We start from the raw sequence: 21,651 nt of genomic DNA on the forward strand, positions 1-21,651 counted from the left end.
CGTGGAACTGAGTGGAGGTGGCGACGGGATTCGAACCCGTGTGGACGGCTTTGCAGGCCGCTGCCTAGCCTCTCGGCCACGCCACCACGTGTGATGGAACACACCGTCGAGCGGGACACCCGAAGGCCGTACCACTGACACTCGAGCGGATGACGAGATTCGAACTCGCGACCCTCACCTTGGCAAGGTGATGCGCTACCACTGCGCCACATCCGCATTTGTGCCCGCATTGCTGCGTGCTCGAACGACTCTAGCCGATAAACCGACCGATCTTCAAACCGATGCTCGCGCGGCGTGGCCGATCCGCTCGATGTGCACTCTGCCCGCAGCATCGGCTAGTATCGTGATTCGCGGCTGTTCGGAACCCTGGCGGTACGGACGCCCTGCGGGCGATTGGCGCAGTTGGTAGCGCGCTTCCTTCACACGGAAGAGGTCATCGGTTCGAGTCCGGTATCGCCCACTCCACTCCCCCGAGTCAGATCGGGGGTTTTTCCATGTCCGGGCCAGACGAGGAGTGCGGTGGGAGAGATCGAGAGCGAGTTCGGCCGCGTCCGCGACGCACTCGAACGCCCCGCGCTGCGGCTGCTGAGCAGGCCGACCGCGCCTGCCGTCGTCGCGATCTTCCGCACCACCTTCGGGCGCGACGTGCAGTTCGTCGCTGCCGACCGGTTCCATCTGCAGGTCGAGGAGTACCTCGGCGAGCTCGTTGCACGAGGCGCGCGGATCCCTGCTGGCGGGGACGAGCGCGGGGGCGGACGTACACTCTGCCGGGAGTGGGTCCACGACCAGTGGCTCGTCCGGACGAGCACCGACGACGGCGAGGAGCAGTACTCGCTCACCTCCCACGCGCTCGAAGCGGTATCGCTCGTCGACGGACTCGCGCACGACCGGGCGCTGATCAGTGAGTCACGGCTGACGATGATCCTCGACTCCGTCCGCCGCTGGGCACTCCAGGCGGACCCTGATCGCGACGAGCACCTGCGCCGCATCGACGCCCAGCTCGCCGAGCTGCAGGCCGAGCGCGACCGCGTCGCCGGCGGCGGCCTCGTCGCCCCGGCCTCCGACGACCGCATGCACGACGGCTATGCGAACATCGCCGATCTCATCCGCCAACTCCCGAGTGACTTCCGCCGCGTCGAGGAGTCGGTGATCGCGATGCACCGCCGCATCGTCGAGGACTTCCGGAACGATACGAGGCCGATCGGCGAGATCCTCGACGACTACCTGCGGCGCACCGACGAGTTGATGACGGCGACGGCGGAGGGCCGCGCGTTCGAGGGAGCGTTCGAGCTGCTCAGGAACGACGAGCTGCTGCAGGATCTGAAGCGCGACCTGTCGACAATCCTCGACCACCCGTTCTCCTCGCGCCTCGGCCCGAACGAACTGCGCGGCTTCCGCGGCGCGGTGGGGATCATCCGTCAAGGAATCGAGGACGTCCTCGCGCAGCGTCGGCGCCTCACCTCGACCTTGCGTGACCACATCGTGCACCATGACGTCGTCCAGGACCGGGAACTCGACACCACCCTTCGCGCACTCAACCAGCGCCTGGGCATCTGGATGCGCACGGCCGGCCCGCGAGCGACGGTCGACGTCGCACTGTTGCCTGAACCGATCGAGATCGACCACCTGCGCGAGCGGTTCCACGACCCCGACGTCGACGCCGCTCCCCCACGCATCGAGGCGACGACCGCGCAGCCCTCCACCGCCCCGCTCTCCCTCGACTCGCTGCGGTCCCAGGGCGGCCCGCTGCTCGACGAGTTGCGTGCCGGCCTGCTCGCCGGCGCGACGTCGGGTGCGGCGGACGCGCATGCGGCGTTCTCCGAGCTCGACGACGAGCTCCGCCGCCCCGTCGAGCTCTTCGGACTCGTCCACCTCATGACGCAACTCGGTGCCTACGACGAGGATGCGCTGCGGCGGCGCTACGAGACGGTGCGGCCGGACGGAAGCACGAGTGTGTTCGAGCTTCCCGCCTTCCCCCTCGATGACCTCGCCGTCGCGGGGCTGGCCGAGACCGGCCCGACCGCCGGACATCTTGCAGACCGCGCCGCGCCCCGAACGGAGTGACATGACCACCGAACAGCACGTGGACACCCGCGACGAGGAGTCGATCGACCCCGGCCAGGCGGACGTCACCGACGACCCCACCGTCATCGTGCAGCCCGATGACGCCGACGGCTCGTTCGCACTGTTCGAGGGCGATGAAGGGCGACTCGACGCCGCGCAGCGACGGGCACTCGTCGCGCTCCTCAAACACCGCTACGTGAGTCCTGCGCTGCATCCGGCAGAGTGGCACACGATCCTCGAGACCGAATCGCTGCTCCGCTCGCGACTCAACGAGCTCTTCCTCGAGTTGCAGGTGGACCGTTCGGCAGAGGTCGCATTCAAACGCCAGGCGACGTCGGAGAGCGGCCGACGCCCCTTCCCGACGTTGCTTCACGACACGGCCTACAGTCGCGAGGAGACGATCCTGCTGGTCTATCTGCGCACGCGTCTGCGCACCGAGCAGGCGAACGGCGCTCGCGCAGCCATCGTCGAGCATGACGAGCTGCTGGGGTTCGTGGCCAGTTTCCGCCCAGAACACGCGAACGACCGGGCTCGCGACGACGGCCGCGTCGAGCGCGCGATCGAGAAGCTGCTGACTGCACGGGTCCTCCTCCGCACGAAAGACCTCCGACGCCACCGGATCGCCTCGGTCGTCGAGACCCTGCTCCCGCTCGAACGCCTGCAGGAGCTCCTCGAGTGGCTCGAGACCCAGACGTCTGAGACGCCTGAGCGAGCGGACGCTCCGGATGACGACGGCTCACCTGAATCACTAGCTGCAGAGGATGACCGATGAGCCGCACGCCTGACACCGACACGCTCATCGACCTCGTGGAGCAGTGGCGCGTCGAGCGCATGCAGCTCATCAACTGGGGTGGGTTCGACGGGTACCGATCGGTCGACTTCGCTTCCCGAGCGACCCTGATCTCCGGAGCATCGGGCACCGGGAAGAGCTCGCTCATGGACGCGTACCTCGCGGTGATGATGCCCTCGGACGTCCCGTTCAACGGGGCATCGAACGACGCGACCGTCGGTCGAGCACGGAATCCCGACCAGCGCAACCTGCTGACATACCTGCGCGGCAAGGTCGACTCGACCCGAGACCCGCAGACCGGTGCGATGCGCGACATCAACCTGCGCGGCTCCGACCAGCTGACGTGGGGCGCCGTCGCCGTCACCTTCCTCAACGACGACGACCGACGCTTCACGGTCGTGCGCGCGTATCTCGTGCCACGTCGCGCGGTCCGGACCGGAGACCTCTCGATGACGATGGCCACGGTCGACGGCCCGTTCGACCTGAAGCGGCTCGAGGAGTTCGTCCCCAAACGCTTCGACGCCGGAGAGCTGCAGGGGCGGATCCCCGGCTTCGTCGTCAGGGACACCTACGCCGAGCTGTCATACACGTTGCACACCCGACTCGGCATCGGCGCCGGCGGTGACGGTGGCCGGGCGATGCGCCTGCTCGCCCGGATCCAGGCGGGCCAGAACCTGCCGACGGTCGACGGGCTCTACAAGTCGATGGTCCTCGAGCGTCCGACCACCTACGACGCGGCGGATCGCGCCCTCGCGCATTTCGAGGCACTCGACGAGGCCTACCTCGCGATGGAGACGGAGAGCCGGAAGGCTCGGGTGCTCGAGCGACTCGGCGAGCTGCGGGACGACTACGAACGAGGACACCTGGCTGCAGCGGAGCTCGATCGACTCGGGTTCACCGACGACGGCCCCACGCCGTTCAACGTGTGGCGGAGCCGCGCCCACGAGGCGCTCCTCGACGACGCCGTCTCCCGCAACCGTCGAGACAAGCTCGAAGCCGGCGCGACGCTCGAGGCCGCTCGAGCGCGGGCGACCGCTGCGGGCGTCCGTCTGCGTGAACTCGAGCGTCAGGTCTCCGAGCAGGGCGGCAGCGCCCTCCGACGTGCCGAGGAGCGCCGCGAAGCCGCAGAGTCGGCGCAGCTCGAGGCGGAGCGCGCCCGCGCACTGTTCGATGAGCGAACCGGGGTATTGGACGAACCGATCGAGGACGAAGCCTCCTTCATCGCTGCTCGGAGCGCCAGCGAGGACTTCCTGGAGCGTTACGAGGGTGCGCTCGAGGTCATCGAGGGAGACCGCTCGGAGCTCCATCGAGAGGCGTACCCGCTCGAGGAGCGCAACACCGAACTGCGGCTCGAACTCCAATCGCTCCGAGGGCGGGACGGCGCGGTCCCAGATCGGCTCCACCGTGCGCGTGTCGCCCTTGCGGAGGCGGCCGGTATCGAGCCTGAGCAGCTGCCGTTCGTCGCCGAGCTGATCGACGTGCCGCAGGCGCACGCCGCCTGGCGTCCGGCGGTCGAGATCGCGCTCCACGGCCTCGCGCGGACGCTCCTGGTCGACGAGGAGCACCTCGATGCCTTCGGGCGCGCGATCGACACCGTGCGCATCCCCGTGCGCATCCAGTTCGAGGGTGTTCCCGTCGGCGCACCGAGCGCCCCGGCCTCCGGCGACCCGGCGTTCGTCTCGGGGAAGGTCGCCTACAAGGCCTCCCCCTTCAGCAACTGGGTCGAGGAGCGCGTCACCTCCGACCGCATCGACGCGCGATGCGTCGAGTCCCCCGTCGACCTCGCGGGCCCCGGCCGCCGGGTCACGTCCAGCGGGCAGTTGCGCGACGGGCGCCGCGGATCTCACGGCGACCCCGGAGGCGCTCCGATCCTCGGCTTCACCAACGACGCACGGATCGCGTCGATCGAGGCCGAGCAGGCCGAGCTCCGCGGCCGCCTCGAACTCATCGCCGGTAGACAGGCGGCCGTCCAGGACCGGATGACCAGGTTGGAGACCCAGCGGCTCGCGCACCGGTTCCGGCTGGACACCGAATGGTCGAAGATCGACGCTGTCGGAGCCCGCAGACATCGCGACGCAGCGGCGGCCGAGCTCACCCGGCTCCTCGATTCGAACGACGTCCTCCAGGAGCTGCAGGGCTCGGTCGCGGCTGCACAGCGTGAGCTCGACGCGGCGAACGCCGAGCGGTTCCCTGCAGAGGACCGCGTCCGACGTCTCGACGACGAGCACGGGACGCTCGTGGACGAGCAGGACGCCGCGACGACCGTGATCGACCGCTTCGAGCGATCCGGTGCCGAAGAGGCGCTGCCGGCCGACGTCGAGCGGATCGAGGCGTCGTTGGCCGCTGTCGGTGGCGCATCCTCGCTCGGCGGGTTCACCGATGCCGTCAAGCGCCTGCGCGTGCGCCTCGGCGAGGAACTCGCGGCGGCGCTGCGCCAGGCCGAGCAGGCCTCGCTCGCCCAGGTGCACGTGTTCGAGAGCTACCAGGCGGTCTGGCACGATCCGAACCTCGGTACGACGCTCGAATCGTATGCCGATTACCGCGCCATCCTGGACGGCATCATCGGTACCGGCCTCCCGGAACGCCGACAGGAGTGGCGACGGCGTCTGTCGCAGTGGAGCGGTGAGGATCTCGTGCCGCTCGGCAGTGCCTTCGAGAGCGCGGTGGAGGAGATCGAGGATCGCCTCGTCCCGGTCAACGACATCCTGCGCGACCTGCCGTTCGGGCCGGACCACGACCGCCTGAAGATCGTGCTCCGACGCGGCAACCGTGAGGAACTGTCCGCATTCCGCCGCGAACTGCGCTCACTGTCGGGCGAGACGTCGACAGACCTCGACGACGCGGCACTCGAGGCGAGGTTCCAGCGCCTCCGCCGGTTCATGGACTCGATCCGCGACGCCGGTGGAAGTTCCTCAGCACCGTCCGCCCGAGATCAGCTGCTCGACGTGCGGCGCCACGTCGAGATCACCGCGGTCCGATACGACACTGACGGCCGCGACGTGAGCGTGTACTCCTCGCTGGGCGACAAGAGCGGCGGCGAGACGCAGGAACTCGTCGCGTTCATCGTCGGGGCGGCGCTCCGGTACCAGCTGGGCGACGAGGACCGGCCACGCCCACGGTTCGCGCCGGTGCTGCTCGACGAGGGCTTCATCAAGGCGGACTCCGAGTTCGCCGGGCGTGCGGTCGTCGCCTGGTTGAGGCTCGGCTTCCAGCTCGTGATCGGCGCTCCTCTCGACAAGGTGACCGCGCTCGAGCCGTACATGGATCGTCTCCTGTCCATCCGGAAGGATCCCCAGACCCGCCACGCATGGGTCGCTGAGATATCCCGCGCGGCAGACGTCGATCAGGCGATCACGTCCGAGCCGGTTCCCGAGCCGACGCGCTAGCATCGATCGAGCTGCGACCGAGTGGTCGCCGGAGGGGGTCAGCATGTTCGCAGTCACACGGTCCGGACCAGCGCGTATCGCGGTCCTCGGCACCATCGGTGCCGGGATCCTGACGCTCGTGCTCGCAGGCTGTTCCGGAAGCTCCTCTGCCGGCGACCCGTCGGCATCGACGACACCCGACGCCGGTGCGTCCGACGCTGTCGGCATCGTCGGTGTGTGGGGAGACGCGGACGCGCAGCAGGAGCCGTCGCTCACCTTCGCGGAGGACGGTTCCGTCAGCGGTTCGGACGGCTGCAACCGCCTGGTGGCTTCCTGGACCGCGGACGGCGACACGGTCGACTTCGCGCCGCTCGCGTCCACCCGCATGGCGTGCGAGGGGGTAGACACCTGGTTGTCGAACGGCGCCTCCGGCACCTGGACGGAGTCCACGCTCGTGGTCCTCGATGAGACCGGGACGCAGATCGGCACCCTCGAGCGCTCGGAGTGAGCGGCTCGGTCGAGACTGCCGGCGCCTGGCTGCCGCGGCTCCCGGTCCGGACCGAACGACTCCTGCTCCGCGCGCACCGGCGCGAGGATCTCGACGATCTCGTCGTGTTCCACAGTGATCCGGCGGTGACGAGGTTCATTCCGGGGCCGGTGCGCACGCGTGAGCAGACGGCGGAAGCGCTCGAACTCAAGCTGACGCGGGCCGTCGCCGCCACCGAGGGCGATTGGTTGGTGTTGGCCGTCGAGGATCTGGCCACTGGCCGCGTGATCGGTGAGGTGCTGCTCAAGCGGACGAACGACGCGGAGCGTATCGGCGAGGTCGGCTACGCGTTCGCGACGGCGGCTCAGGGCCGCGGGTTCGCGAGTGAAGCCGTGCGATCAATCCTGCAGCTGGGGTTCACGACGTTCGGACTGCAGACCATCGTCGCTCGCGTCGAGACGGGCAACGATGCTTCATCACGGTTGCTCGATCGGCTCGGTTTCGAGCTGGACCCGAAGCCTGAGGTCGAGGAGTCCGGTGTCGAACTGCTGGTCTACCGACGAGCTCGCTGACGACAGTCCCGATGTCGCAGCGATCGCCCTGTGAGCTTCCTCGGCTCCACGAACGCGCAGAACTTCGGCGGCGACGAGCAGTACACGACCTTCGAAGGATGTCAGGGTCTTGCAACGTCAGAGGCTCTCAGGGACTGTCGCCGGCGAGAGCGGTGCGCCATGCTTCGAGGTTGCGCTCGACGTATCGCGCAGTCGATGACCAGAAATCTCCATGTCCTTCGAGGAACATCGTCGCCCAGGGTTCGCGTCCGCTAGCGTGCGAATCACGAAGCAGCGTGTACATCGTCTGAGTCCGCTGGACCATCGCATCCGGCAATGCAGCCCGAAGCTCAGCGCTCGCAGCGTACCCGTCGACGAACGCACGCAGTCGACGTGCTGCGCTCGACACCGTGTGCGCTTCGTCCAGAACCGCGAATGACTGTGCCGCATAGGCGAGGTCCCAGAGCCGAGTGCTTGGACCGGCTGCGTCCCAGTCGATGAAGACCAGTCGTCCCTCACCGACGATGAGATTCCACGGCGCGAGGTCGTTGTGACACACGAGGTCGGCGGTGTCGGGTGGAGGGATCAGGACGTCCCAGGTCGCATCGCCGTCCTGGTACGGACGACTGGCATCGTGAATGTCTCGGACGAGTGCGCCAACCCGTTGCAGCTCACCGTCGGAGAGCGGACCAAGCTCCATGGCAAGCGTGCCTGGCACGTATTCGAGTACTTGACGCCCACGGCTATCGGGACCGCTCCAGTCGGGGACCTCGACGCCCGCGCCGCGAAGCCAGCTCATGTACCGTGCCACCGACGCTGTCGAACGCAACCATGGTTTTCGCACGGTGCCGCCCACGCGCACGACGTCGTCGCCGGAAGCGTTGCCTCCGTGCAGGGGAACCTCGTCGTCGATCATCGTCTGAGCGTAACAATCGCGACCTGAGCCTTCGCGCTGCTGCCCCTGGACGCCACGCCCTGACTGGTGTCATGTCTCAGCTCATGGGTCACGACTCTGCATCAAGACGTCGGTGGTGTGTCAGGACATCCTGAAGGTTCGGTGTTCGTCACCACTGTCATGCGACACGCCGCCTACGCTGACTTGACTCTCTACCTGTTCGAACATATGTTCGATACATGCCTGGTCGGACCGTCTCCCCGCCGATCCGCATCGCCGATGCGGAGTGGATCGTCATGCGCGAGGCGGCCGACCGCCCGGCGGGAGTCGTGAAGTACTTCGCACCGAGCGGCGCACCAGGCTACTTCCGCTGCGTGACATGGGCTCCCCGCTCGGAGGATCGACGACTCATCGGTCGATACCCGACACTGGCCGAGGCTGAGCGCGCCGTTCCGCGCGCCAGCGGCGCTGCCCCGTCGGCGGCGGCCGATCAAACGTCATCGGCGCCAGCGCCGGATGCGTGGGAGCGGGGCCAGACACCGTGGGACGCTTCACCGCGGCGGAGCAACCGGTACGGGTGACACCGTCGCGCCGCGGAGCTCAGCGCCAGCCGTAGCGAGAGCGCAGCGCTGCCGCGACAACGACGAAGCGGTCCTTCGGCAGTTGCGCAGCCTCACGCCGCATCCCCGCAGGGTGGACCCGGAACACCCGGTCCAGGTTCGCCCAGCTCGGCCGTCCGGCGCTGTCCCACGGGCCAGCACCCAGCGGGACGAAGTCGCCCTCGTGTGAGTGGTCCTTGCTGGTCAACTGCACGGCGAGCACGTGCTGGTCGGTGGTGCGAGCGACCACGAGCACCGGGCGGTCCTTGCCTCGGCCGTCACGCTCCTCGTACGGTACCCACGTCCAGACGATCTCTCCTGGATCCGGATCACCGTCGACCACGGGGTTGTAGCTCAGCGAGACGCCTCCGACCCGATGGGGATCCACCTCTGTGGTGGCGGTCGGCCCCGAACGACCAGGCGAGGCAGCGCCGACGACGGTCGAGATCTCGCTCGGTACGGGCGGTCGGCTCGACTGCTGCCCTGTCGCCGTGGAGGGACGCAGGAGGGCGTTCGCGACGCGACGCAGGAGGGAACGAAGAGTGGCCACATCGTCACCCTATCGCCCGCGCCGCGGTCCCCCGCGCGCGACGAACGGGCGCCGTCCTGGTGGACGACGCCCGTTCGGTGATTCGCGACGGTACCCGTGGTCAGTCGACCAACGCGTAACCCTCCTCACCGTGAACAGAGGTGTCGACGCCGGCGAGCTCGTCCTCGTTCTTGATGCGGAACCCGATCGTCTTCTCGATCGCGAAGCCGATGACGAAGGCGACGAGGAACGAGTAGATCAGGACCGCGAAGGCCGCGATGGCCTGGAGTGCGAGTTGCTCGATACCGCCACCGACGAACAGGCCGGTCTCGGTTGCGAAGAGGCCGAGGTACAGCGTGCCGATGAGGCCACCGACCAGGTGGATGCCCACGACGTCGAGCGAGTCGTCGAAACCGAGCTTGAACTTCAACTCCACCGCGATGGCGCAGACGGCACCCGCGACGATACCGAGGAGCAGTGCCCAACCGGGCGTCAGGTTGGCGCAGGCCGGGGTGATGGCGACGAGACCTGCGACGGCTCCGGAGGCTGCGCCGACGGAGGTCGCCTTGCCGTCCTTGAACTTCTCGACGACGATCCAACCGATGATGGCTGCAGCGGTCGCGCCCAGGGTGTTGACGACGATGAGGCCGACGTTCGCGAGCCCGTTGAGCCACTCAGCACCGGCGTTGAAGCCGAACCAGCCGAACCACAGGATCGCAGCACCGAGGAGTGTGAGGAGGACGTTGTGCGGCTTGGTGATGCCCTTCTGGAAGCCGATGCGCTTCCCGAGCACGAGAGCCAGTGCGAGAGCCGCTGCACCGGCGTTGATGTGGACCGCGGTACCACCGGCGTAGTCGATGACGCCGAGCCCGGCCTCCTCACCGAAGAGTGTGGTGCCGAGGTTCATGATCCAGCCGCCGCCCCAGACCCAGGCGGCGATCGGGAAGTAGGCGATCGTCGCGAAGAGACCCGCGAAGATCATCCACGAACCGAACTTCGCGCGGTCCGCGATCGCACCGGAGATCAGCGCGATGGTGATGATCGCGAAGGTGGCACCGTAGGTCGCACTGAGGAGGTCGGTGTTGGACGCTTCACCGCTGGCGAGCGAGGTCATCCCGAAGTCCGAGAACGGGTTGCCCGCGAACTCCATCGGACCGCCCACAGCCGACATGTTGTAGCCGTAGAGGATCCACAACACGCTGATGAGGCCGAGTGCTCCGAAGCTCATCATCATCATCATGCTGACGACGCTCTTGGCCTTGACGAGACCGCCGTAGAAGAATGCGACGCCGGGGGTCATGAACAGCACCAGAGCGGTGGCTGTGATTCCCCAAGCAATACTGCCTGTGTCCATTGGGTTTTCCTCACACATCGTGATCTTGAAGGATGCCCGAGATGGTGAGGACTGCTGCGGCTAGGGCTCGCGGTCCGACTCGGTACAGCGACCAGTCTGGGGAATGGAGGTTTCAACCCGACTGTCAGCGTGTTTCCGGCGTGTTACGCGAGTGCCGCCCAGGTAAATAGCGTGTTTCGTGGCGCACGAAGACTGCGTCACGGCATCGACGTCAGCGCAATCATGCGCGACATGGCGCGCAGATACTTCTTTCGGTAGCCGCCGTTCAGCATGTCGCCGCCGAAGACCTCGTCGAGCGCTGTGCCCGACGTGACCACCGGGATCTGCGCGTCGTAGACACGGTCGATGAAGGCGACGAGGCGAAGCGCTTCGCTCTGGCCGGTCAGGACGTGGACGTCGCGCAGGGCGATGAGGTCGATTCCCTCGAGTAGCCCGATGAACCGCGAGGGGTGCACGGTGGCGAGGTGGGCGATGAGTCCATCGAACGTGTCGAGGGTGACGGTCGCGCCGGTTGCGGCTGCGTCGGCCGTCCGCTCGTCGAGCTGCTCCGGGCTGCTGACCACGGCATGTCCTTCGATGCTCCGGCGGCGGTAGTCCGTGCCGTCGATCCGCAGCGTCTCGAAGTTCGCGCTCATGGCGTGGATCTCTCGCAGGAAGTCGGCTGCGGCGAATCGCCCCTCGCCGAGCGCGTTCGGCGGGGTGTTCGAGGTCGCGGCGATCTTGGTGCCGGTCGCGACGAGTTCGCTGAGGAGCCGCGTCATCATCATCGTGTCACCGGGATCGTCGAGTTCGAACTCATCGATGCAGATCAGGGATGCACCCTTCAGCTGTTCGACTGTCGCGACGTAACCCAGGGCTCCCACGAGGGCGGTGTACTCGATGAACGTGCCGAAGTACTTCTTCCGGCCGGGGGCGTCATGCCAGAGCGCGGCGAGAAGGTGGGTCTTCCCCACACCGAACCCACCGTCGAGGTACACCCCGGGCTTCGCCGGCTCCACCTTGGGCTTCCTGCGACCGAAGAACCCGCCCCCGCCACCGGCCTGCGGTGCGAAGAACCCTCGGAGTTTCTCGACGGCCGCTGCCTGACCGGGGAAGTCGGCATCGGGCCGGTAGGAATCGAAGCTCGCCTCGTGGAACTGGCGGGGTGGCGTGAGGCTCGCGACGATCTCCGCACCGGTGACCGTCGGGACCCGGTCGGTGAGGCTCGAGAATCCGACGGGGACGGAAGGCGTGGTCACAGGGCACCTCTGGCTCGGGGAAGGCTCGGCATTACGGAGTCTGACGCGACGGTGCGGACCGCGGGTCGGGACCGCGTACATTCGAAGGACAGGCTTCCAGCCTAGATGCACCCACCCACGTCCCATCGCAGTCCGCTGCACAATCGGAGGTACCCATGACCGTCGACGCCGATTCGACCTCGACCAAGTTCGCCGCCTACGCCCACCCGGAACGGCTCGTCACCGCCGACTGGCTCGAAGCGCACCTGGGTGAACCCGGTCTCGTCGTCGTGGAGTCCGACGAGGACGTCCTCCTGTACGAGACCGGGCACATCCCGGGCTCCGTGAAGGTCGACTGGCACACCGACCTCAACGACCCGGTCGAACGCGACTACATCGACGGCGCGGCGTTCGCAGCGCTGCTCGGTTCGAAGGGCATCTCCCGTGAGGACACCGTGGTGATCTACGGCGACAAGAACAACTGGTGGGCCGCGTACGCCCTCTGGGTCTTCAGCCTCTTCGGACACGAGGACGTCCGTCTCCTCGACGGTGGTCGCGACAAGTGGATCGCGGACGGTCGAGCGATCACGCGCGATGCCACGGAGTCGCTCCCGGTCGACTACCCCGTCGTCGAACGTGACGACACCGCACTCCGCGCCTACAAGGAGGATGTGCTCGCGCATCTGGGCAAGCCGCTGATCGACGTACGCTCCCCGGAGGAGTACAGCGGTGAGCGCACGACGGCTCCGGCCTACCCGGAGGAGGGGGCGCTGCGTGCCGGGCACATCCCGAGCGCGCAGAGTGTGCCCTGGGGCAAGGCGGTCGCAGAGGACGGCACCTTCCGCCCCGTGGACGAACTCGATGCGATCTACCGCGACGGCGCCGGCCTCGCCACTGGCGACGAGGTTGTCGCGTACTGCCGCATCGGCGAGCGGTCGAGCCACACCTGGTTCGTCCTGCAGCACCTGCTCGGGTTCGAGAACGTCCGCAACTACGACGGGTCGTGGACCGAATGGGGCAGCGCTGTGCGTGTTCCGATCGTGCAGGGCGCCGAGCCCGGCGAGGTTCCTGCGCGCTGATCGCGCAGCGCACCCCGACCGACCGCCCTCGTGCTTCGTGCTCGAGGGCGGTCAGTCGTTTCAGGCTGCGATACTGGAGTGATCATGACTGACGCCACCCTCGCCCCGAACCTTGCCGAGATCAGAGACGAGTTCCTCGCCATCGAGGAACGCGCCCGGTTGCAGTTGCTGCTCGAGTTCAGTGACGAGCTGCCAGAACTGCCGGAGCGCTATCGTGACCACCCGGACCTGATGGAGCGGGTGCTCGAGTGTCAGGCGCCCGTGTTCTTCTTCGTCGAGGTCGACGACGCCGGCATCGTGCACCTGTTCGCGACAGCACCAGCCGAGGCTCCGACCACACGCGGATTCGCGAGCATCCTCGTCCAGGGACTCGCCGGGTTGACCGTTGACGAGGTCCTGGCGGTGCCGGACGACTTCCCGCAGATGATCGGACTCGCCAGAGCGGTTTCGCCGTTGCGACTGCGAGGGATGTCGGCCCTGCTCGGTCGTACCAAACGTCGCCTGCGCGAGCTCGCCTGACGCGCGACGGTCAGTGCCCGGGAGGTAAGGGGACGAGTTCCTCGAGCCAGTCGGACACGGCAGCGGTCCACCGCTCGGGATCGTAGTTCCAAAGCTTCGTGTGCCTGGCGACGGTGAACGGGACGAACGTGACGATGTCCGGCCTCGCGAGGGCCAGAGCCCTGGAGGGTCCCGCTGGCACGTAGCCGTCGTCGTCGCTGTGCATCAACAGGATCGGCAGCGCGAGGTCGGCGGCGTTCGCGACGTAGTCGAGCCGGGCGAGGTCGATGCTCGTCGCCTGGCCAGTGAGCAGTCTCCCCCACCGACGGCTGATCGCCAAGAGTGCGACCCGCCCGACCACGCCGGGGATGCGGTTCTCCCTCGCGTGGTGCTGCAGGACGTCGACCCAGTCGATGACCGGGGAGTCGAGCGCGACCGCTCGGAGCAGTTCGGGGTGGCTCGTCCGTCGGGAGGCCTGGAGGACGATGGCGCCGCCCATCGACCAGCCCATGAGGACGACGTCCGCGGCGCCCTGTTCCCGAACCCAACCGATCGCGGCGTCCACGTCACGCCATTCCTCGTCGCCCAGCGAGTATCGGAAGTCGAGTGCTGGCGGGGCATCCCCGTCGTTGCGGTAGGAGACGAGGAGGCAGGAGTACCCGGCGTTCCTGAAGCTCGGGACAGCTCGCAACGCCTCCGAACGGGTCGTTCCGCGCCCATGGACGAGCACCGCCCATCGTGACGACGGTCCGGACTCAGGATGGATCGCCCATGCCGGGGCAGGGCCGAGCGGCGTCGGGACGACGACATCCTCCGAGGGCAGACCGAGTTCCTCCGGTCGGCGGAAGAACCAGCCGCTGAACTCGGCCTCCTGTCCGACCCGGAGCGCATCGACATCACCGCCCAGCAGTGTACGGACGACGGTCCGCTCCCGCAGTTCGACGATGTCGCCGAGCTGCACGTACGCCGCGCGCCGCGTGACCCAGCTGCCGTAGCGACCTGGGACGACGGTGTCGGGAGTCGCCACGAGCTCGACCGTGCCAGCCTCCCGGTCCAAGCCGACGATGCGGGCCTCGCTCGGTCGGTCGCGGGCGGGTACGACGACCTTACGGGCGACCGTCGCGATGACCGCGAGACCGAGCGCACCGAGTGCAGCAGCTCCGACTCCGGCGACGACAGCCGCGTCCGCGAACGCCGTTCCCCTCGATCCGGGTCGGTGTCCCCGCCCGGCGTGCCTCTGCGCATTCATCGGGATGTAACTCTAGTCTTCAGTCGTGGTAGAGAGTCCGACGACGGCCAAGGTTCCCGAAGAGTTCGCCCGCGCGGTGGACGCTGTTCGTGCTGCAGCCGTGCGACCAGATCTCAGGGTGTCCGAGATCCCCGCCCCGAGCAACCTGGCGCCCTATGCGATCGCCCTGGCGGCAGACGTCTCGCCGAGCCGTCACGACGCCGATTCAGAGCTCGGCACCGGGCGGTTCGTGCTCCTCTACGACCCCGCGGGCTCGGAGGCCTGGGGAGGACGCTTCCGGGTGGTCTGCTTTGCCCAGGCCCCGCTCGAGACCGAGATCGGGCTCGACCCGTTCCTCGCCGAGGTCGCCTGGTCATGGCTGGTCGACGCCCTCGACGCACGCGGTGCCGAATATCAGGCGGCATCCGGCACGGCGACGAAGATCATCTCCAGCGGATTCGGTGAACTCGCGCGTCAGGGTGACGGCGCACAGATCGAGCTCCGTGCCTCTTGGACGCCGTTGGAGAGCGACGTCGCAGCCCACGTGGAAGGATGGGGGGAGCTGCTGTGCATGCTCGCCGGCCTGCCTCCGACCACCGAAGGGGTCTCCCTGTTGTCCGTCAAACGAGCTCATCGTGAGTGACTCCGCAGCTGACTCCGTGCCGGCACGGCCGCTCCTCCCCCCACCCGCTCCATCCGCACCTCGGATCGTCACCGACACCCGTGAGGCGTATCTCGCGTCCCTCGACGTGCTCGCTCGAGGCGACGGACCCTTCGCGCTGGACGCGGAACGCGCTTCCGGATACCGCTACTCGCAGCGTGCCTACCTGATCCAGGTCTACCGGCGTGGTGCCGGGGTCTTCCTCTACGACCCACCGGCGATCGGACAGATGGCCGAGCTCGGGGACCTCATCCAGGGTGAGCGGTCGATCCTGCATGCCGCGAGCCAGGACCTCGCCTGCCTGCGCGAGGTCGGTGTCGATCCGAGCGAACTGTTCGACACCGAGCTCGGCGCCCGCCTCCTCGGACTCCCCCGCGTCGGACTGGGCGCGGTGGTCGAAGAGCTCCTCGGAATCCACCTGGCGAAAGAGCACTCGGCGGCCGACTGGTCGACGAGACCGCTACCCGAATCCTGGCTGGAGTACGCGGCGCTCGACGTCGAACTCCTCGTCGATGCTGCAGAGCAGCTCGCCGAGCGGATCGAGGAGGCCGGGAAGACGGACATCGCACGTCAGGAGTTCCAGGCCACGCTCGACCGCGAGGCGAAGGCGCCGCGAGCTGAACCCTGGCGGCGACTCTCCGGACTGCATGCAGTGCGGGGACAGCGCAACCTCGCAGTCGCCCGAGAGCTGTGGTCCGCCCGCGACGATCTCGCGCAGCAACGCGACACCGCTCCCGGACGGCTCATCCCCGATGCCTCGATCACCGCTGCCGCGAAGGCGAACCCGGCGACGAAGCGGGATCTCGCGAGCATGTCCGACTTCCGTGGACGAGCAAGTCGCACCGAGCTCGACACCTGGTGGAACGCGATCCAGATCGGTCAGACGACGGATGAGCTCCCCGGAGCCCGGCCGAGCAGCGACACGCTGCCGCCGCCGAGGAGCTGGATCGACAAGAACCCGGACGCCCATGCGAGGTACGCCGCGGCTCGCAGCAGGATCCTCTCCACGGCGGAGTTCCTGACGATGCCCGTCGAGAACCTCCTGACGCCCGAGACCCTGCGACGGATCGCGTGGACTCCGCCCGAGCCGCTCACCGTCGAATCCGTCTCCGAAGCGCTCTCGCAGCACGAAGCGCGCCCCTGGCAGATCGATGCGACCGCGCGGGCCATCTTCGATGCGTTTGTGGAGTCCGCCCAAACCACCGAGGAGACCGAAGCCGACGCTTCGTAGGAAGCCCTGCACCCCGACCGGTGCCGGAGCTCGCCGCCTAGGATCGGGACGTACCCCGAGAATGAGGAGGCAACGTGGCCGAACAAGCCGACGTCGTATTCGTTGATGGAGTCCGGACACCGTTCGGACGCGCCGGCGAGAAGGGCATGTACTGGAACACCCGAGCCGACGACCTGATCGTCAAGGCGATCATCGGTCTGCTGGAACGACACCCGGGCCTCCCCCTCGACCGCATCGACGAGGTCGCCATCGCGGCCACCACGCAGCAGGGCGACCAGGGACTCACACTCGGCCGCACGGCAGCGCTACTCGCCGGTCTTCCGAAGTCGGTGCCGGGCTTCGCGATCGACCGCATGTGCGCTGGAGCGATGACCTCGGTCACCACGCTCGGCAGCGGCATCGCCTTCGGTGCATACGACCTGGTCCTCGCAGGAGGGGTCGAGCACATGGGCCGTCACCCGATGGGACTCGACGCCGACCCGAACCCGCGTTTCCTGGCAGAGCGCCTCGTCAGCGAAGACGCCCTCAACATGGGCAAGACCGCGGAGCGCATCCACGACCGCTTCCCGCAGCTCACGAAGGAACGGTCCGACCGCTTCGGTATGCGCAGCCAGCAGAAGGTCGCTGCCGCGTACGAGGCAGGACGAATCCAGCCCGACCTCGTGCCGGTCGCGCTGCGCAGCGAATCCGGGTGGGGCCTGGCGACCGGTGACGAGGGGCTGCGCCCCGGGACGTCCATGGAGGGCCTCGCCGGCCTGAAGACGCCGTTCCGCCCGCACGGCCGTGTCACCGCAGGGAATGCGTCGCCACTCACCGACGGCGCGACCGTCAGCCTCCTGGCCAGCGCCGAATCCGCGAAGGAACTGGGGCTCACGCCCAAGATGCGGATGGTCAGCTTCGCCTTCGCGGGTGTCGAGCCGGAGATCATGGGGATCGGTCCGGTCCCGTCGACGGAGAAGGCGCTGCGGAAGGCCGGCCTGACGATCGAGGACATCGGCCTCTTCGAGCTCAACGAGGCCTTTGCCGTCCAGGTGCTGTCGTTCCTCGACCACTTCGGCATCGACGATGAGGATCCGCGCGTGAACCCGTGGGGCGGTGCAATCGCCATCGGCCACCCGCTCGCCGCGTCCGGCGTGCGCCTCATGATCCAGCTCGCAGCACAGTTCGCCGAACACCCCGAGGTCCGCTACGGACTGACCGCGATGTGCGTCGGCCTCGGCCAGGGCGGCTCTGTGATCTGGGAGAACCCATACTTCACCGGCAAGAAAGGGCGCAAGTAGATGACCGACTACACGACCATCGACTTCTCCGAGCTCGTCGCGATCAGCGGCGACGACGAGGTCGTCACGCACTCCTTCGTGAAGGACGCGACGCTCGCCAGCGGGCGCACCATCGCGCTCATCACGCTCGACAACGGACGCGACCACACGCGCCCGAACACGCTGGGACCGGTGACGCTGCTCGAACTCGACGGCGTCCTCGAAGCGCAGCGGGTCCGCGCCGCCGCGGGTGAGATCGACGGTGTCGCCATCACCGGCAAGCCGTTCATCCTCGCGGCCGGTGCCGACCTCAGCAAGGTCGGCGACATCCCCTCGCTCGAGGTCGCGACGAAGCTCGCGCAGCTCGGTCACTATGTCTTCGGCAAACTCGAAGACCTCGGAGTCCCGACGTTCGTCTTCATCAACGGGCTCGCGCTCGGCGGTGGGCTCGAGATCGGCCTCAATGCGAACTACCGCACCGTCGACGCCTCTGTGCCGGCGATCGCGCTCCCCGAGGTCTTCCTCGGGCTCATCCCAGGCTGGGGCGGCGCATACCTGCTGCCGAACCTGATCGGCATCGAGAACGCTCTCAACGTCATCATCTCGAACCCCCTGAAGAACAACCGCATGCTCAAGGCGCAGGATGCGCTGGCCTTCGGCATCGCGGACGTCATGTTCCCGGCTGCGAACTTCATCGAGGACTCGCTCCGCTGGGCCGACGGGGTGGTCGGTGGCACGGTCACCGTGAACCGGAAGAACGTCCCCGGCAAGATCGAGCGCACGGTCAAGTGGCCGCTCGCGATCAACACGGCTCGGAAGATGCTCGAGAGTCGGATCGGCACGGTCGCCAAGTCGCCGTACGCAGCACTCGAGCTGCTCGAAGCGGCGAAGAGTGGGACGAAGGCCCAGGGCTTCGAGCGCGAGGATCGAGCACTGTCGGAGCTGATCGTCGGCGATCAGTTCCAGGCGAGCATGTACGCGTTCGACCTCGTGCAGAAGCGCGCCAAGCGGCCCGCCGGTGCACCGGACAAACAGCTCGCTCGCCGCGTGACCAAGGTCGGGATCATCGGGGCAGGGCTCATGGCGAGTCAGTTCGCACTGCTCTTCCTGCGCCGTCTGCAGGTACCGGTCGTCATCACGGACCTCGATCAGGGGCACGTCGACGCCGGCGTGACTCGCATCCGCGGCGAGATCGACGCTCTGCTCGGCAAGGGACGCATCTCCCCCGACGAGTCGAACCGTCTGAAGGCACTGCTGTCCGGCACAACCGACAAGGCGGACTTCGCCGACTGCGACTGGGTCATCGAAGCGGTGTTCGAGGAGGTCGGCGTGAAGCAGACCGTCTTCGCCGACGTCGAGCAATACGTCTCGGACGAGACGGTGCTCGCCACCAACACCTCGTCACTCTCGGTCGAGGAGATCGGAGCGAAGCTCGCCCACCCGGAGCGGCTCGTCGGATTCCACTTCTTCAACCCCGTCGCGGTCATGCCGTTGCTCGAGGTCGTCCGGACGCCCTCGACCGACGACGCGACGCTGGCGACGGCGTTCGCAACAGCCGCGAAACTGAAGAAGAGCGCGATCCTGACCGCTGACGCGCCGGGCTTCATCGTCAACCGTCTCCTCGCAAAGGTGATGGGCGAGGCCGCTCACGCACTCGACGCCGGCACCCCGGTGCTCACGGTGGAACGCGCATTCGCACCGATCGGTCTGCCGATGACGCCGTTCCAGCTGATCGACCTCGTCGGTTGGAAGGTCGCCGCCCACGTCCAGGATACGATGGTGGGCAAGTTCCCCGACCGCTTCTTCGCGTCGGAGAACCTGCACCGGCTGGCCGCACTGGACAGTGTCGTCGAGAAGGACAAGGGCGGCAAGGTGATCGGGTTCACGAAGCAGGCGCAGAAGGTCCTCGTCGTCGGTGACTCACCGTTGACGGAGGCGGCTATCCTCCGTCGTGTCGAGGACGGACTGGCGTCGGAGATCAAGCTCATGCTCGACGAGGGCGTCGTGGCCGCAGCCGAGGATATCGACCTCGGCTTGATCCTGGGTGCCGGCTGGCCATTCCAGGACGGCGGGGCGACCCCCTACCTGGATCGGGTCGGCGCGAGCGAGCGAGCGTTCGGTGACACCTTCCATCACCCGCCCATCCGAGGCGTGCAGGCCTAGCGCCACTCCCGTCCCGAGCTCGAACGGCCGGTCACTGCTGATCGCAGTGGCCGGCCGTTGCTGTACCGATGGCCGACGCCGTGGTGTCAGCATCCTGTGCGAGAGTGATGAGGGCATACGGCGTTACTCCATTCCGTGGAGGTTCCGCCTCGAGGAAGCTCTCTGGCGTCAACAGCCCGGATGACCACGCTTCAGATCATCAGTAGAACCGTCCACAGCGCGATCAGGATACATGAAGCGTCAGCTCCCCAGCACGCACGACGACGGTCAGCACCGCTGGGGCTCAGGTGCCCTGCTCAGCGGTTGACCGAGCTCATGTCCGGATACCGATCGCCGACGGGCGCGCTGAGTGCGTCCAGGGCGGCGAGAGCGACTTCGTCGAGCACGAGGGCGTCGGCGCCGAGGTTCTCCTCGAGATACGCGATGCGCTTGGTGCCGGGGATCGGAGCGATGTCGTCGCCCTGGGCGAGCAGCCAGGCGAGCGCGACCTGGGCCGGAGTCGCGTCGAGTGAGGCGGCGACGCGATCCACCTCCTCGACGATCGCGATGTTCGTCCGAAGGTTCTCCCCCGCGAAACGCGGATTCGCCCGACGGAAATCGTCCTCGTCGAGCTCGTCCAGCGAGCGGATCGCGCCGGTGAGGAATCCTCGACCGAGCGGCGAGTACGGGACGAAGCCGATCCCGAGCTCCCGGACCGTCGGCAGGATCTCCGCCTCGGGGTCTCGGGTCCAGAGTGAGTACTCGGTCTGCAGTGCCGTGATCGGGTGCACGGCGTGTGCACGTCGGATGGTCTCCGGAGCAGCCTCCGACAGCCCGATGTGGCGGATCTTGCCCTCGGTCACGAGCTCTGCCAGGGCACCCACCGTCTCCTCGATGGGAGTCCCCGGGTCCACCCGGTGCAGATAGTAGAGATCGATGACGTCGGTACCGAGCCGCTTGAGCGAACCCTCGATCGACAGGCGCACGTTCGCAGTACTGCCATCGGAACCGTACTGGTCGTCGCTCGTGTGGCGGATTGTCCCGAACTTCGTCGCGAGGGTGATCTCGTCACGCCTCGCGCCGAGCGCAGTACCGAGCAGTTCCTCATTGAGGTATGGCCCGTACATCTCCGCGGTGTCGAAGAACGTGACCCCGAGATCGAGTGCGCGGTGGATCGTTGCGGTCGACGCTGCGTCGTCCGTCGCGGCGCCCGTGTAGAACGCGGACATGCCCATGCAGCCGAGGCCGATCCGAGCGATGTCAGGACCGCCGGTGCCGAGTGTGATGTGCTTCATCGTGTTGCCGCCTGTTCTGTGTAGAGTGCGATCTTCCGATCGATGACCTCGAGCGAGCGCTGCATCTCCTCGAACCTCGCCAGGAAGGCGATCCGGTGCCGGAGCAGCAGTTCGAGCCGTGCCTCGGTCGTGTCGTCACCGCGCTTGGCGAGCTCCGTGTAGTCCTTGAGCGTCTGAATGGACATGCCCGTCGCCCGCAAACGGGTGAGGAAGACGACCCAGTTCACGTCGGCGTCGGCGTAGCGCCGGTGCGTCGAGGTGCTGCGATCGATCGACCATGGCATGAGCCCAACACGCTCGTAGTACCTGAGCGTGTGGACGCTCAGGCCGGTGCGGACCGCGACATCGGAGATGGCGTAGCCCTCATGGTGTGTGGTCATAGCCTCACGATACGACTTCGAGCGCAC

19 protein-coding genes and 3 tRNA genes are annotated in these 21,651 nt (G+C 67.5%); 13 read left to right on the forward strand and 9 right to left on the reverse strand.

Translation table 11 applies throughout. The annotated features are described in order from the left end of the window. Window positions 1–12: 12 nt before the first annotated feature. Both ABMA10_RS11790 and ABMA10_RS11795 read right to left on the reverse strand, forming a co-directional pair. Window positions 13–86: transfer RNA gene (locus ABMA10_RS11790), tRNA-Cys, on the reverse strand. 58 nt (window positions 87–144) lie between these two features. Next, window positions 145–216 (reverse strand) — tRNA-Gly (locus ABMA10_RS11795). A 171-nt stretch (window positions 217–387) separates the two neighbouring features. Here ABMA10_RS11795 and ABMA10_RS11800 point away from each other — a divergent pair. From ABMA10_RS11800 to ABMA10_RS11825, 6 genes are all read left to right on the forward strand, one after another. After that, window positions 388–460, forward strand: a tRNA-Val gene (locus ABMA10_RS11800). Between the two features lie 59 nt (window positions 461–519). Continuing rightward, on the forward strand, window positions 520–2,064 hold the full coding sequence (locus ABMA10_RS11805) for a DUF3375 family protein (protein ID WP_347868830.1): 1,545 nt from the start codon (window positions 520–522) through the stop codon (window positions 2,062–2,064). A gap of 1 nt (window position 2,065) precedes the next feature. Then, window positions 2,066–2,836: a DUF4194 domain-containing protein gene (locus ABMA10_RS11810; RefSeq protein WP_347868831.1), complete on the forward strand. Its 771-nt coding sequence runs from the start codon at window positions 2,066–2,068 to the stop codon at window positions 2,834–2,836. Next, window positions 2,833–6,240 carry an ATP-binding protein gene (locus ABMA10_RS11815; RefSeq protein ID WP_347868832.1) on the forward strand — a complete coding sequence of 1,136 codons (3,408 nt, stop codon included), beginning with the start codon at window positions 2,833–2,835 and terminating at the stop codon, window positions 6,238–6,240. Before ABMA10_RS11810 ends, ABMA10_RS11815 begins: the two co-directional genes overlap by 4 nt. A 43-nt stretch (window positions 6,241–6,283) precedes the next feature. Next, the gene (locus ABMA10_RS11820; protein WP_347868833.1) at window positions 6,284–6,727 is read left to right on the forward strand and encodes an META domain-containing protein; all 444 of its coding nucleotides are present in this window, start codon (window positions 6,284–6,286) and stop codon (window positions 6,725–6,727) included. Further along, window positions 6,724–7,278 carry a GNAT family N-acetyltransferase gene (locus ABMA10_RS11825; protein WP_347868834.1) on the forward strand — a complete coding sequence of 185 codons (555 nt, stop codon included), beginning with the start codon at window positions 6,724–6,726 and terminating at the stop codon, window positions 7,276–7,278. Before ABMA10_RS11820 ends, ABMA10_RS11825 begins: the two co-directional genes overlap by 4 nt. Before the next feature lie 127 nt (window positions 7,279–7,405). Here the strand turns inward: ABMA10_RS11825 and ABMA10_RS11830 are convergent, their stop codons facing one another. Continuing rightward, on the reverse strand, window positions 7,406–8,173 hold the full coding sequence (locus tag ABMA10_RS11830) for a phosphotransferase (protein ID WP_347868835.1): 768 nt from the start codon (window positions 8,171–8,173) through the stop codon (window positions 7,406–7,408). Between the two features lie 218 nt (window positions 8,174–8,391). Between ABMA10_RS11830 and ABMA10_RS11835 the strand changes: the two genes are divergently transcribed. Then, on the forward strand, window positions 8,392–8,733 hold the full coding sequence (locus tag ABMA10_RS11835) for a hypothetical protein (protein WP_347868836.1): 342 nt from the start codon (window positions 8,392–8,394) through the stop codon (window positions 8,731–8,733). Window positions 8,734–8,752: 19 nt separating this feature from the next. On the opposite strand, the gene ABMA10_RS11840 is transcribed toward ABMA10_RS11835, so the two are convergent. The 3 genes from ABMA10_RS11840 to zapE form a co-directional block, all read right to left on the reverse strand. Beyond that, window positions 8,753–9,301 (reverse strand): type II toxin-antitoxin system PemK/MazF family toxin, encoded by a 549-nt coding sequence (locus ABMA10_RS11840; protein WP_431030574.1) that lies wholly within the window; start codon window positions 9,299–9,301, stop codon window positions 8,753–8,755. Window positions 9,302–9,401: 100 nt separating this feature from the next. Continuing rightward, window positions 9,402–10,634, reverse strand: a complete 1,233-nt coding sequence (locus ABMA10_RS11845) for an ammonium transporter (RefSeq protein ID WP_431030575.1) — start codon at window positions 10,632–10,634, stop codon at window positions 9,402–9,404. Between the two features lie 197 nt (window positions 10,635–10,831). Continuing rightward, on the reverse strand, window positions 10,832–11,872 hold the full coding sequence (gene zapE, locus ABMA10_RS11850; protein WP_347868839.1) for a cell division protein ZapE: 1,041 nt from the start codon (window positions 11,870–11,872) through the stop codon (window positions 10,832–10,834). Between the two features lie 155 nt (window positions 11,873–12,027). Here zapE and ABMA10_RS11855 point away from each other — a divergent pair, with 155 nt between their 5' ends. Both ABMA10_RS11855 and ABMA10_RS11860 read left to right on the forward strand, forming a co-directional pair. Beyond that, on the forward strand, window positions 12,028–12,930 hold the full coding sequence (locus tag ABMA10_RS11855) for a sulfurtransferase (protein WP_347868840.1): 903 nt from the start codon (window positions 12,028–12,030) through the stop codon (window positions 12,928–12,930). Window positions 12,931–13,014: 84 nt separating this feature from the next. Continuing rightward, window positions 13,015–13,449: a SufE family protein gene (locus tag ABMA10_RS11860; RefSeq protein WP_347868841.1), complete on the forward strand. Its 435-nt coding sequence runs from the start codon at window positions 13,015–13,017 to the stop codon at window positions 13,447–13,449. A 10-nt stretch (window positions 13,450–13,459) separates the two neighbouring features. On the opposite strand, the gene ABMA10_RS11865 is transcribed toward ABMA10_RS11860, so the two are convergent. Beyond that, window positions 13,460–14,677 carry an alpha/beta hydrolase family protein gene (locus ABMA10_RS11865; RefSeq protein ID WP_347868842.1) on the reverse strand — a complete coding sequence of 406 codons (1,218 nt, stop codon included), beginning with the start codon at window positions 14,675–14,677 and terminating at the stop codon, window positions 13,460–13,462. Between the two features lie 25 nt (window positions 14,678–14,702). Here ABMA10_RS11865 and ABMA10_RS11870 point away from each other — a divergent pair, with 25 nt between their 5' ends. From ABMA10_RS11870 to ABMA10_RS11885, 4 genes are all read left to right on the forward strand, one after another. Next, window positions 14,703–15,299 carry a DUF3000 domain-containing protein gene (locus ABMA10_RS11870; RefSeq protein ID WP_347868843.1) on the forward strand — a complete coding sequence of 199 codons (597 nt, stop codon included), beginning with the start codon at window positions 14,703–14,705 and terminating at the stop codon, window positions 15,297–15,299. A 64-nt stretch (window positions 15,300–15,363) separates the two neighbouring features. Further along, on the forward strand, window positions 15,364–16,548 hold the full coding sequence (locus tag ABMA10_RS11875; protein WP_347868869.1) for an HRDC domain-containing protein: 1,185 nt from the start codon (window positions 15,364–15,366) through the stop codon (window positions 16,546–16,548). A 74-nt stretch (window positions 16,549–16,622) separates the two neighbouring features. Further along, a complete protein-coding gene (locus ABMA10_RS11880; RefSeq protein WP_347868844.1) occupies window positions 16,623–17,828 on the forward strand; it encodes a thiolase family protein in 1,206 nt (401 codons plus the stop codon). Then, window positions 17,829–19,970, forward strand: coding sequence for a 3-hydroxyacyl-CoA dehydrogenase NAD-binding domain-containing protein (locus ABMA10_RS11885; RefSeq protein WP_431030576.1), 2,142 nt, complete (start codon window positions 17,829–17,831; stop codon window positions 19,968–19,970). It abuts the gene before it with no gap. A 296-nt stretch (window positions 19,971–20,266) separates the two neighbouring features. Here the strand turns inward: ABMA10_RS11885 and ABMA10_RS11890 are convergent, their stop codons facing one another. Together ABMA10_RS11890 and ABMA10_RS11895 are read right to left on the reverse strand one after the other, a co-directional pair. Then, a complete protein-coding gene (locus ABMA10_RS11890; RefSeq protein WP_347868846.1) occupies window positions 20,267–21,244 on the reverse strand; it encodes an aldo/keto reductase in 978 nt (325 codons plus the stop codon). Further along, a complete protein-coding gene (locus ABMA10_RS11895; protein ID WP_347868847.1) occupies window positions 21,241–21,624 on the reverse strand; it encodes a MerR family transcriptional regulator in 384 nt (127 codons plus the stop codon). The genes ABMA10_RS11890 and ABMA10_RS11895 overlap by 4 nt, the downstream gene beginning before the upstream one ends. Window positions 21,625–21,651: the final 27 nt, after the last annotated feature.

This window comes from Plantibacter sp. RU18 (genome assembly GCF_050613355.1).
Classification (GTDB): Bacteria; Actinomycetota; Actinomycetes; order Actinomycetales; family Microbacteriaceae; genus Plantibacter.